The organism is Glycomyces endophyticus (assembly GCF_039531525.1).
Lineage (GTDB): Bacteria > Actinomycetota > Actinomycetes > Mycobacteriales > Micromonosporaceae > Glycomyces > Glycomyces endophyticus.
This window is the reverse complement of record NZ_BAAAQF010000010.1, coordinates 233,396-245,550: the sequence shown is the minus strand read 5'-3', so window position 1 is coordinate 245,550 and position 12,155 is coordinate 233,396. Positions and strand designations below refer to the sequence as shown.

General features: G+C 73.4%; 8 protein-coding genes. 5 read left to right on the top strand and 3 right to left on the bottom strand.

Going from position 1 to position 12,155, the window contains the following annotated elements:
• Nucleotides 1-119 precede the first annotated feature (119 nt).
• Nucleotides 120-2,669, bottom strand: coding sequence for a tetratricopeptide repeat protein (locus ABD419_RS14935; RefSeq protein ID WP_344487714.1), 2,550 nt, complete (start codon nt 2,667-2,669; stop codon nt 120-122).
• A gap of 323 nt (nt 2,670-2,992) precedes the next feature.
• On the opposite strand from ABD419_RS14935, the gene ABD419_RS14930 reads away from it, so the two are divergent.
• On the top strand, nt 2,993-3,490 hold the full coding sequence (locus ABD419_RS14930; protein ID WP_344487712.1) for a cupin domain-containing protein: 498 nt from the start codon (nt 2,993-2,995) through the stop codon (nt 3,488-3,490).
• Between the two features lie 286 nt (nt 3,491-3,776).
• Nucleotides 3,777-4,673, top strand: a complete 897-nt coding sequence (locus ABD419_RS14925) for a cation diffusion facilitator family transporter (RefSeq protein WP_425556064.1) — start codon at nt 3,777-3,779, stop codon at nt 4,671-4,673.
• Between the two features lie 97 nt (nt 4,674-4,770).
• Here the strand turns inward: ABD419_RS14925 and pdxR are convergent, their stop codons facing one another.
• Nucleotides 4,771-6,198 (bottom strand): MocR-like pyridoxine biosynthesis transcription factor PdxR, encoded by a 1,428-nt coding sequence (pdxR, locus tag ABD419_RS14920; RefSeq protein WP_344487708.1) that lies wholly within the window; start codon nt 6,196-6,198, stop codon nt 4,771-4,773.
• 289 nt (nt 6,199-6,487) lie between these two features.
• Nucleotides 6,488-8,575, bottom strand: a complete 2,088-nt coding sequence (gene ligA, locus ABD419_RS14915; RefSeq protein WP_344487706.1) for an NAD-dependent DNA ligase LigA — start codon at nt 8,573-8,575, stop codon at nt 6,488-6,490.
• 144 nt (nt 8,576-8,719) lie between these two features.
• Between ligA and ABD419_RS14910 the strand changes: the two genes are divergently transcribed.
• The 3 genes from ABD419_RS14910 to ABD419_RS14900 all read left to right on the top strand — a co-directional run bounded on the left by ABD419_RS14910 (nt 8,720) and on the right by ABD419_RS14900 (nt 12,151).
• Nucleotides 8,720-10,357: an alpha-amylase family protein gene (locus ABD419_RS14910; protein WP_344487704.1), complete on the top strand. Its 1,638-nt coding sequence runs from the start codon at nt 8,720-8,722 to the stop codon at nt 10,355-10,357.
• A gap of 10 nt (nt 10,358-10,367) precedes the next feature.
• Entirely contained in the window at nt 10,368-11,327 is a 960-nt protein-coding gene (locus ABD419_RS14905; protein WP_344487702.1) for a TIGR03885 family FMN-dependent LLM class oxidoreductase, read from the top strand.
• A 290-nt stretch (nt 11,328-11,617) separates the two neighbouring features.
• Nucleotides 11,618-12,151 carry a hypothetical protein gene (locus ABD419_RS14900; RefSeq protein WP_344487700.1) on the top strand — a complete coding sequence of 178 codons (534 nt, stop codon included), beginning with the start codon at nt 11,618-11,620 and terminating at the stop codon, nt 12,149-12,151.
• Nucleotides 12,152-12,155: the final 4 nt, after the last annotated feature.

Genomic DNA, 12,155 nt, shown 5'->3' with positions numbered 1-12,155 from the left:
CACACCTGCCTTCTCCAAGGCGACCCATAGTGACCGCTTGCCCATTATTAGCGGGCAAGCGCCCACTTGTCAACGCGGCACTACCCCCGGAAGACCTCGCCCCAGATCAACGCCCTTGTTCACTCGCCGTCGGACGGCCGCGCATCGGCGTCCGCCGGGTCGGCGTCCACCGCGAAGTCCGTCTCCAACTGCTGGATCTGGACCCGCAGGCCGTTGACGGCCGGACTCTGGAGGGCCGCGTAGATCGCGAGCGCCTCGTGGAGGAGCCGCCGCGCCGCCTCGGGGTCGCGTGCTCCGGCGGCCGCGGTGCCCCTGCCGCGCAGCGCGGTGCCGAGTCCGAAGCGGTTGCCGAGCTCGATGAAGATCTCGCCGGCCGACCGGTACCGCCGGTCGGCCTCGTCCCAGTCCCGCTGGATCAGCGAGACGGCGCCCCTGCCGAGGTAGGCGTTGGCCTCCCCGTTCCGGTCGCCGAGCGCGGTGTACGTCCCCAGCGCCTGTCCGTAGTGCTCGTCGGCCCGGGCCGGCTCGTCCTGCGCTCGCAGGACGTCGCCGATGCCGCGGAGGGCGTTGGCGCGCTGAAGGGCGTCGTCGAGCGCGGCCGCCCGCTCGAACGCGCCGACCGCGTCGTCCCAGCGGCGCTGGAGCCGGTGCACGTGGCCAAGACCCACCAGGGCCCGCGCCTGGACGGCCTGGTCTCCGGCCTCCCCGGCCTGCTCGGCCGCCCGCGCGAAGTGGCGGGCCGCTTCCTCGTGCTCGCCCTTGAGCCGGGCGACGTGGCCCAGCCCGACGGCGGCCTTGATGAGCCCGTCGCGGTCGCCGGTCCGCTCGAAGACGCCGACCGCCTCCTTGCAGTACTCCAGCGAGCGGTCCCATTCTCCTTGCAGCCGTGCCACTTCGCCGCGACCGACCAGGGCGTGCCCGCGCTGCCGCTCCTCGCCCGACTCCGCGTACCGCTCCGCCGCGTGCCGGTAGACCGCGGCCGCGTCGGTGTACCGGCCGAAGCCGAACAGCACGTGGCCGGCGTGCAGCGCGAGATCGGCATGCTCGCGGCTCCGGCCGGCGCGAGCGGTGTCGGCGACGTTGTCGATCTCGGCCTCCAGCCACTCCTGGTCGCCGGCGCCCCGGTCCCGGAGCCGACGGAGGTAGTGCGCGAGCAGTTCAGAACGGAGCGGTGCCATCTCATCCTCCAAATGCGCCCGGTGGGCGGCGTACGCGCGCAGGACGTCGTGCGCCGAGTACGCGGTCATCCCCGGTGCCGTGAGGTGGTGGCGACGGGCCATCCCCGCGTCGATCAGGTCCTCCATGAACGCCTCGGCCTCGTCGGGGTCGCACCCGAGCACGGCCGCGGCGGTGTCGGCCAGGACGAAGCCTCCCGGATGCGCGCCGAGGAACCGGAAGGCGTACCGCAGGTCGTCGTCCAGGTACCGGTACGAGCCGTCGAGGCGGTCGAACAGCGCCTGCTGCGTGCGGCGCTTCCCGCTCCCGCCCGCGCGCCCGGGCCCGCCCGCGATCTCGGCGAGGCCGCGCCGACCCGAGCGCACCAGGTGCGCGTGGGCCTTGATGAGCACGGGCACGAAGAGGTCGGCCTCGATCAGGCGGTCGACGGTCGCCGCGTCGTGCCCGGTCCCGGCGATGCCGGTGAACAGCGCGCGTGCGGTCCCGCGGTCGAGCGCGTCGAGCGGGATCGCCGCCGACTCGCCGAGGTCCAGGTGGTCGCGGGTGGTTACGATCGTCGCGCACCCCTCCTGGCGCAGGAGCAACCGCTCGATCTGCTCGACGTGCTTCACGTTGTCCCACACCATGAGCAGTGTGCGCCCGGCGGTACTCTGCTGCCAGGCGCTCACCCGCCCGTCCGCCGAGAGCTGCTCGACGCCCGCGCTGGTGAGGTCGTCGCGGATCGTCGGGAGTATCTTCACCAGCGCCTGGTCGCTGGTCTCGGGGACGCGGCCGTCGGTGTAGGACTGGAAGTTGTAGAACACGCACCCGTCGGGGTACGCGCTCGAATGCCTGCGCGCGTAGGCGACCGCGAGTTCGGTCTTCCCGATCCCCCCGAAGCCCGCCACGACCTGGATCCGCCCGGCGCCGTCGCCGCCCCGCAGCGCCGCGTCGAGGCCGTCGAGCTCGGGTCCGCGCCCGACGAAGCCGGCACCGGTGGTGTCGGGGTGCCAGTAGTCGCGCAGATGACCGGGCCCCGGAGGCGTCTCCAAACACGCGAGCTTGAAATCGCTCCACAACGCCGCGAGCGCGCGCGTGCCCCGTGTGGCGTCCCAGCGGACCTGCGCGAGGATCGCCGCGCACAGGGGCGCGGCCAGCGGGTGCGAGGCGTCGATCCGCTCGGGCAGGCCGTGTTCGCCGACCGGCGACTCCGTCTCGGCGATCCAGACCCGCACGGAGCCCACGAGCTGGGCCAGCCCGGTGCCGTCGATCAGCGGGAGCGCGTCATCGTCGCGTTCGAGCAGCGCGGCGGTGACCGCCGCCTGCTGCTCCAGGTCGCCAGGGAACGCTTCGTCCACGGCGACGTCGAGGCCGCCTTTGACCGCCAGCAGCAGCGCCTTGCGCACCTCGGGCGCATCGCTGTCGCGGCGGAGCCGGGCCTTGACGAGCCCGGCCGTCTGCTGCGCGAGCTGGCGCGCGACCCAGGTCGTCAGCGCGGTGGTGACAGGCTCCATCACGGGCTCCGAGCGGTGGGGGAGGGGTGGGTCCATCGTAGATCGACTGCGCCCCTGCGAAGGTCCCCGCGCGACGGTTCACCCGATCGTGCGCGGCGCAAAACCCACGAGACGACAGCCGGCACCGCGAACAGGAACGGCGGCAACCGGTTCGGGACCGTCTTCGGCGCGAGGCCACCGCTTCAGGCCGATGTCGGACACAAAATTGACCCATGAGAACACCATGAGAATGAACCAGATGAGGGGTCTATTCCGCAGGTAGATTTGCGTTCACCACAGGAACCACCTGCTGAAACGCAGGTCCACGACACCAGGAGACCCTCATGACCACGAACCAGCCGGCCGCCCCCGTCTTCGTCCGCGCCGCCGAGGCCGAGACGCTGCAGGACGGGCCGACGAGCCTCATCACGCTACTCGCCGACGCCGGGGCGACCGGCGGGACGATCACCGCGAACAAGGCCACGTTCAGCAAGGGCTCGCCGGGCGCGCCCGCGCACTTCCACACCAAGGCCACCGAGACGTTCTTCGTGATCGAGGGCGAGATGCGCATCCTGGTCGGGGAGGAGATCGTGCGACTCGGCAAGGGCGACTTCCTGACCGTGCCGCCGACCGTCCCCCACGCCTTCGCGCCCGCTCCCGGCGCCGAGGCCGAGATGCTGGTGGTGTTCACCCCGGGTCTCCAGCGCTTCGACTACTACCGGCTCCTGGAGCGCGTGCACCGCGGCGAGGCCACGATCCAGGACATCCGCGACAGCTCCCAGCAGTACGACAACCACTACTTCGAGAGCCCGGTCTGGAAGAGCGCGCTGGCCGAGCGCTGAAGGCTCCACCGAGGTTCGCGGAGAAGGACGGGCTGTTGCCAGAGCCCGGCATCTGCGAGTGTTTTGCCTGGTAGAGCGGTCTATAATGAAGAGTTCGCGCGGTGAGCGGCTCTGAAGACAGGGAGACCCGATGTCCAGCCATGACCACTCGCACCACCCCCGCGGTGAGAGCCACGGCCACGATCACGATCACGGCGGGCACGGGCGGCACGGTGGTCGGCGGCATCGCCTCGCGCATCTGCTTGCGCCGCACTCGCATGACAGCGCCGACAAGGTCGACGGGGCGATGGAGTCGAGCCGGGAGGGGTTGCGGGCGCTGTGGATCTCCTTGGTGATCCTCGGCGCGACCGCTGCGGTCCAAGCGGTCGTGGTGGCCTTCACCGGCTCGGTCGCGCTGCTGGGCGACACCCTGCACAACGTCGCGGACGCGCTCACCGCGATCCCGCTGGGCATCGCGTTCCTCCTCGGGCGCCGCAAGGCGACCCGCCGCTACACCTACGGCTTCGGCCGCGCCGAAGACCTGGCCGGGATCGTCATCGTCGTGTTCATCGCCGCCTCGGCCGTCGCCGCCGCGGTCGCGGCGATCGACCGGCTCCGCAATCCCGCCGCAGTCGACCACCTGTGGGCGGTCGCCGCCGCGGGCGGCATCGGGTTCGTCGGCAACGAGCTCGTCGCCCGCTACAGGATCGGGGTCGGCCGCAGGATCGGCTCGGCCGCGCTGGTCGCCGACGGCCTGCACGCCCGCACCGACGGATTCACGTCGCTGGCGGTCCTGCTCGGGGCCGGCGGGGTGGCGCTGGGCTGGGGCTGGGCCGACCCGGTCGTCGGCTTGGCGATCACGGTCGCGATCGTCATGGTCCTCAAGGACGCCGCACTGCAGATCTGGCGGCGGTTGATGGACGCGGTCGATCCCGGCGTGGTCGACCGGGCAGAAGCGGTCCTGGCCGCGACCCCGGGAGTCGAGGCGGTCGGTGCGCTGCGGCTCCGGTGGGTCGGCCACCGAATGCACGGCGAGGTCGACATCGCCGTCGATGCGGCCTTGACCGTGACCGACGCCCACACCATCGCCGTCGACGCCGAACACCGCCTCATCCATGCCGTCCCGCGGCTCGCCCGCGTCACCGTCCACACCGACCCGGCAGGCCACCTCCTCGCCCACCAGGTTCTCGCTCACCACACCTGACCACCGGCGGGACCGCCGCGTCCGCGGCGACGGCGTCGCTATCGGAGGAGCGGAACCGCCTGCGCCGCCTGACTCCGACCCGAGACCGGGACAGCCTTCAGGCGCCGGTGTCCGGCGCCGGCGGCAGTACGGCGCAGAGGGCGTCAAGGGCGGGGCGGTAGCGGTGGTCGGGTGGGGCGGCGTAGCCGATGACGAGGCCGTCTTGTTGCGGCTCAACGCTGTCGGGGTGGCGGAACCCGGTGAGGCCGTCGAGGGCCAGGCCGGCGCGTGAGGCGGCGGCGAGGGTCGGGGCCTCGGTTCCGGGCGGGAGGCGCAGCACCGCGTGGAGGCCAGCGGCGATGCCCGCGGGTTCGATGTGCGGGGCGCGTTCGGCGAGGACGGCCGCGAGGAGGTTGCGCCGGTCGCGGTAGCGCTGGCGCATGCGGCGCACGTGCCGGTCGTAGCGCCCGGAGTCGATGAACTCCGCGAGCGCGAGCTGGTCGGTGACGCCGGTCCACGCCTCCCGCAGGCCTTTCGCCGCCAGGACGGCGTCGACCAGGTGCGAGGGGATCACCATCCAGCCCAAGCGGATCGCGGGCGAGAGGCTCTTGCTGACCGAGCCCAGGTAGACCACGTGGCCGGGGTCGAGGCCCTGCACGGCGCCGACGGGTTCGCGGTCGTACCGGAACTCGCCGTCGTAGTCGTCTTCCAGGACGACGCCGCCGCGGAGCCGCGCCCAGTCGACCGCGGCCGCGCGGCGCGCGGGGTCGAGCGTGGCGCCGGTGGGGAACTGGTGGGCCGGGGTGAGCAGGACGGCGCGGGCGCCGCGCCGGGTGGTCGTGTCCGGGTGCGAGGCCAGCTGATCGGTGCGCACGCCGTGCTCGTCGAGTCCGAGCGGGATGGTCCGCACGCCCGCGTCGGCGAGGATGCCGCGGTGGAACGGCAGGCTGTACGGCTCGACGGCGAGCGGTCCTCTGAGGACGCCGCCGCCGAACAGGAGCCGCAGCCCGTGCGCGAAGCCCGCGCAGACGACGATCTGGTCGGGGTCGGCCGCGACGCCGCGCGTGCGCGCGAGGTATTCGGCGAGCGCCCGGCGCAGTTCGGGGCGGCCCTGCGGGTGCGGGGGAGCGAAGGCGTCGTGCGGGGCGGCGGTGACGGCGCGGCGGACCGCGGCGGTCCAGGCCGCGCGCGGGAACGACGTCGCGTCCGGTTGCCCCTGAGCGAGGTTGTGCACGGGGGCCTTGCCGCCCTTGGGTTTCGCGGGGACGCGCTGTGGCCGGGCCCTGACCCGGTCGGCCACGCGCGTGCCTGAGCCCTGCCGGGCGGTCAGGCGGCCTTCGGCGACGAGTTCGGCGTACGCGTCGGCCACGGTGTTGCGGGCGACGCCGAGATCGGCCGCCAGCGACCGGTACGGCGGCAGCCGCGTCCCCGGCGCGAGCCGCCCACTCCGCACGGCCTCCCGCAGCGCCGCCGCCACGGCCGCCCGGCGGGGACCGGTCGGCGACAGGTCGAGGTGCAGGTCAGCGCCTGACTCCTCCCGTGGCACCTGCCGCCCCCTCTCGTCACACGTTCCGCGCCCAGGCTAGCGCCGCGCCCGGCGTTCCGGGCTCGGACTGGTCGCCCGTGTCCGCATCTGCTCCCCGTGCGTCTTCCGCCCGGGCCCCGGGCCGGGGCGATCGCGATCTAGCGCCGCGCCGGGCGCTCAGACTCGTCGCCCGGTCGGCACCCGCTCCCCGCGCGCCCGCCGCCCCGGACCCCGGGGCGAACCGGGGCCGGGGTCCCCGTCTTGATGAGACGGGGACGGCGAGTCCCGCAGCGCGAACGGACCGATGCCTCTAGGCCTCCTCGGTGAGGAACTCGGCGAGGCGTTCGGCGAACTCCTCCGGGGTCAGGACCTCGATGCCCAGTTCGCGGGCCTTCTCGAGCTTGCTGCCCGCCTTCTCGCCCGCGACGACGATGCCGGTCTTCTTGGAGACGCTGGACGTCGCCTTGCCGCCGGCGCGCGCGACGAGCTCGTTCATCTGGGTGCGGGAGTAGTCCGCCAGCGGGCCGCTCATGCCGCCGGTGACGACGACGGACATGCCCTGCAGGGGAAGTCCGCTGTCGGGCTCGGGCTCGGCGTCGTCGGCGGGCGGGGGGACCCAGCCGGGCTGGTCGAGGTTGACGCCGGCGGCCTTGAGCTTGGCGATGACGGGTGCGAGCTCGGCGAGTTCGGCGACGATGACCGGGGCCTTCTCGCCGCCGATGCCGTCGACCTTCTCGAGCGCCACCGCGTCGGCGGCGACGATCGAGTCCATCGAGCCGAAGTACCCGGCGATGCGCAGCGACATCGAGCGGCCGGTGCCGAGGACGCCGAGGGCGCAGAACACGCGGTTGAGCGGCTGGCCCTTGGCTTTGGCGATCGCGCCCAGGAGGTTGTCGGCGCTGGTCTCGCCCATGCGGTCCAGCGACAGGAGCTGCTCGCGGGTGAGGGGGAACAGGTCGGCGAAGTCCTCGATCATGCCGCGCTCGACGAGCTGGACCACGATCTTCTCGCCGAGCCCGTCGACGTCGAGGCAGTCGCGGGCCACCGCGTACCGGATGGCCTCGACCCGCCCGCAGTCGCGGCCGCGCTCGCACCGCCACCGCTCCTGGCTGCGGTCGATCGCCGCGCCGCAGCGCGGGCAGGCCTCGGGGAACTCGATCGCCTGCTCGGCCCCGGTGCGCAGGGTGGTCATCGCACCCTCGACGCGGGGGATGACCTCGCCCGCGCGGTAGACGGTGACCTGGTCGCCGATCATGAGGTCGCGGCGGCGGATGTCGGCCGGGTTGTGCAGGGTCGCATAGGTGATCGTGGTGCCGCCGACCTCGACCGGTTCGAGGACGGCGCGCGGGGCGATGACGCCGGTGCGTCCCACGCTCCACTCGACGGCCAGGAGCGTCGTGATCTTCTGCGCCGCAGGGTACTTGTACGCCGTCGCCCAGTGCGGGGTGCGCGAGCCGGTGCCGGCCTCGGCCCGGTCGGCGGGCAGGTCGGCCTTGATGACCGCGCCGTCGAGCTCGTACGGGAGGTCGGGGCGCTGCACGCCGATCGCCTCGATGCGCGCGAGGACGGCGTCGAGGTCGGCGCACGGATGAGTGCCGACTGGGGTGCCGAGGGTCGTGCCCAGGCCGAGCGCGCCGAGGCGCGCGATGAGCTCGGTGTGCGGCAGCTCGGCCAGGCCGGGGTCGCTGGTGTGCGCGGGGTCGGTGAGGGCGTCGTAGGCGAAGAACGTCTGCGCGACCCGGTAGGCGCGGTCCTTGGCCCGCAGCGATCCCGAGGAGGCGTTGCGGCGGTTGGCGAACACCGCGCCGCCGTGCGCGGCCCGCGCCTCGTTCGCGGCCGCGAACTGCTCCTCGGTCATCAGGACCTCGCCGCGGACCTCGACGGTGACCGGCTCGGTCAACTCGCTCGGCAGGCCCGCGAGGTCGCCGATGACGTGCGAGACGTCCTCGCCGGTGCTCCCGTCGCCGCGGGTGACGAGCTGGACCAGCTTCCCGTCCTGGTACCGGGCCGCGAGCGCGACGCCGTCGAGCTTCGGCTCGACCACCCACGCCGCGACCGCGCGCCCGCCCAGGCGCCGCTCCAGGCCCGCGGCCCAGTCGCGGAGGTCCTCCTCGGAGAACACGTTGCCCAGGCTCAGCATCCGCACGGCGTGCTCGACGTCGCCCGTGGTCACCCCGGCCGCGACCTCGCGCGTGGGGGAGTCGGCGGCGACCAGGTCGGGGTGCTCCACCTCGAAGGCCGTGATGCCGCGCAGCAGCCGGTCGTAGGTGTCGTCGTCCATGCCGGACTCGCCGGAGCCGTAGTACGCGTCGGCGGCCTGCCGGGCCCGCGCCACCGCTTCCAGGTAGCCGGCCTCGTCGGCGAGCAGGTCGGCCGGAGCCGTGGGGATCGTCGTCATGCCACCATGCTGCCACCCTGCACCGACAACCCCCGGGGCGTACCGGCCGATCCGCGCGCCGCGCCCGGCCTGCCCCGCGTTTCGCGCCGCAGCGGCGCGGGCACTTGGAAGGGACGCTTCGGACGACCGAGCAGAGGGAGGGCCATGCAGCCGCTCTGGTACCGCAACGCCGTCATCTACGCCATGGACCCGTCGATGTTCCGCGACTCGGACGGCGACGGGTGGGGCGACATCAGGGGCATCACGAGGCGGCTCGACCACCTCCGCGGCCTGGGCGCCACCTGCCTGTGGCTGCTGCCGTTCTACCCCTCGCCGTTCAAGGACGGCGGCTACGACCTCACCGACCACCTGTCCGTCGACCCGCGCCTGGGCACCGTCTCCGACCTGGTCGGACTGCTGGAGGAGGCCGAGGAGAAGGGCATCCGCGTCATCTTCGACCTGGTCGTGCAGCACACCTCCGACCAGCATCCGTGGTTCCGGGAGGCCCGGTCGAACCCCGACTCGCGCTACCGCGACTACTACATCTGGTCCGACGAGCCGGTCGAGGTCGAGGGCCTGGAGCCGTGCTTCCCGACCGTCGAGGACTCGATCTGGACCTGGGACGAGGAGGCCGGCCAGTACTACCGGCACGTCTTCTACGCCCACGAGCCCGACCTCAACATCGCCAATCCCGAAGTGCGCGAGGAGATCAAGCGCATCATGGCGTTCTGGCTCCGCCTCGGCGCGTCGGGGTTCCGCGTCGACGCCGTCCCCTACATGGTCCACGCCGCCGAGGAGATCGAGGAGTACGAGGCGGGCGCCGACCTCCTCCGCGAGCTGCGCGAGTTCGTCGCCCTGCGCCATCCCGAGGCCGTGCTCATGGGCGAGGTCGACGTCCCGCTGGAGGAGTACGACGACTACTTCCTCGACGGCGACGGCCTGACGATGCTCCTCAACTTCTGGATGAACAACCACGTCTTCCTCGCCCTCGCGCGCGGCGAGGCCGAGCCGGTCCACCGGGCCCTGGAGGAGATGCCGCAGCCGCCGCGCCACAGCCAGTACGCGAACTGGCTGCGCAACCACGACGAGCTCGACCTCGAACGGCTCTCCGAGGAGGAGCGCGAGGAGGTCATGGCGCTGTTCGCGCCCGACGAGGACATGCGCGCGTACGGCCGCGGCATCCGCCGCCGCATCGCCCCGATGCTCGGCGGCGACCGGAGACGCATCGCCGCCGCGCACGCCCTCCTCCTATCGCTCCCCGGCACGCCCGTGCTTCAGTACGGCGACGAGATCGGCATGGGCGACGACCTGTCGCGGCGCGAGCGAATGAGCGTGCGCATCCCCATGCAGTGGAGCGCCGACGAGCACGGCGGGTTCTCCTCGGCCCCGAAGGACCGGCTCGTCGCCGAGCCCGTGCGGGAGGGCCCCTTCGGCTACGAGGAGGTCAACGTCTACGACCAGCACCGCAGTCTCGACGGCGGCCTGCTCGCCAGCGTCGGCGACCTGGTCCGGACCCGCTTGGGCCTCACCGAGATCGGCTTCGGACGGCACGCCGTGCTCGACACCGGGTGCCCCTCCGTGGTCGCGCTCCGGCACGACGACGAGCGCGACGGCACCGTCGTCACCCTCGTCAACCTCGCCGACGAGGACGTCGAGGTGCGCCTCGCGGGCGACGGCCTGGACGACCTCGTCGACATCCTCACCGGCGGCGACCACTCGTCCGACGACGACGAGCCGTCCCTGTTCAAGCTCACCGGGTACGGCTACCGCTGGCTGCGCCCCCGCACCCACGTCTTCAAGTGAGGAGTCCCTTGTGGAGATCGGATACCACGCCTCGCACGAGCAGTTCCCGCCTTCGCGCCTGGTCGCGGCGGCGGCCGCGGCCGAAGCCGCGGGCTTCGCCGCCGTGAACTCCTCGGACCACTTCGCGCCCTGGAGCACCGGCCAGGACGAGTCCGGGTACGCCTGGACCTGGCTCGGCGCCGCCATGGCCGCGACCAGCGTCCCCTTCGCCATCGTGACCGCGCCCGGGAACCGCTACCACCCCGCGATCACGGCGCAGGCCATCGCCACCGTTGAGGAGCTCTACCCCGGCCGCTTCACGCCCGCGCTCGGCAGCGGGCAGGCTCTCAACGAGCACGTCACCGGCGCGCTCTGGCCCCGCAAACCCGAACGCAACGCGCGCCTCGCCGAGAGCGCCGACGTCATCCGCCGCCTCCTCGACGGCGAGACCGTCGACCACGACGGCCGCGTCACCGTGCGCGCCGCCCGCCTCTACACGCGGCCCGAGCACCCGCCGCCGCTGTTCGCGGCCGCGCTCTCGCCCGCCACCGCCCGCGAGGTCGCCGCCTGGGCCGACGGCCTCATCACCGTCAACGCCCCCGACGAGCAGCTGCGCAAGATCATCGACGCCTTCCACGAGGGCGGCGGCGAGGGCAAGCCCCGCCACCTCCAAGCCCACGTGTCCTGGGACGCCGACGAGGACCGCGCCCGCAACCAGGCCCTCGACCAGTGGCGGTTCGTCGCCCTCCCCGCCGGGCTCAACCAGGAGCTGGAGCTGCCCGAGCAGTTCGACGCCGCCTGCGCGCACGTCCCGCCCGGCGCCCTCGAACCCGGCATCCTCGTCTCCTCCGACCTCGACCGGCACGCCGCCTCGCTCGCCTCCTACGCCGAGCTGGGCTTCTCCCGCGTCTACCTCCACCAGGTCGGCACCGACCAGGAGCGCTTCATCGACGTCTTCGGCGAGCGCGTCCTCCCGCAGCTCGCCGTGTGATCCCGGCCCCGGCGACCGGCTCGCTCGCGGACCTCCGCCAGCGCGGCTCACCCGAGTCCGAACCCGTCGGCGTAGCCCGCGACACCACCGAGGAGTCGGGCCGGCGCGGGCCCGGCGAAGGCGCTCGCGATGCCGCGGGCCTCGACGGCGGTCGTCTCGGCCGAGCAGGCGGCGGGAGACCGGCGGAATTCCGGCGGGCGGGCCGTCGCGCCCGGTGTCCCGTTGGCGGTTCGGGCCCGGCCCTGGCAGCATGGCGTGGGCCCCGACCCGATCGACCGAGAGGCCCCGCCGTGTCCCAGGACCCGCCGCCCGCACCGCACGCCCCTGCGCCCTTCCCGCCTGTCGCCGAGCGCCCGCCCGGCGTCGTCACCGCCGCCGTGGTGCTGCTGTGGGTGCTGCTCGCGGTCGGGGCGTGCGGTTCCGCGTTCCTGCCCGTGTCGGCGTATCTCACCGAGGCGTGGGCCGACGACGGCCTGGAGCGCGGGCTCGGCGCGGTGGTCGCGGCGTCCTCGGCGGTCCTGGTCGCGCTGACCGTCGCGCGCGGGCTGCTGGCCGTGCGCGTCAAGCGGCGCGGGGGCCGGGCCAGGGTCGCGGCGATCGCGGTCGAAGGGGCTTCGCTGACGCTGTCGGTGGCGTCGTGGATCGTCGTCGGGGCCCTCGCCCCGGTCACGTCGACCTCCACGGTGGACGGCGCCCTGGAGACCACCACCTCCTACGGCCCCAACGTCGTCGCGGTCTCCGCCACCTGCCCCGGGATGCTCATGTCGGTCCTCGTCATCGTGTTCCTCTCGCTAGCCGACGCGAAGCGGTGGTGCGACCGCTGACCCA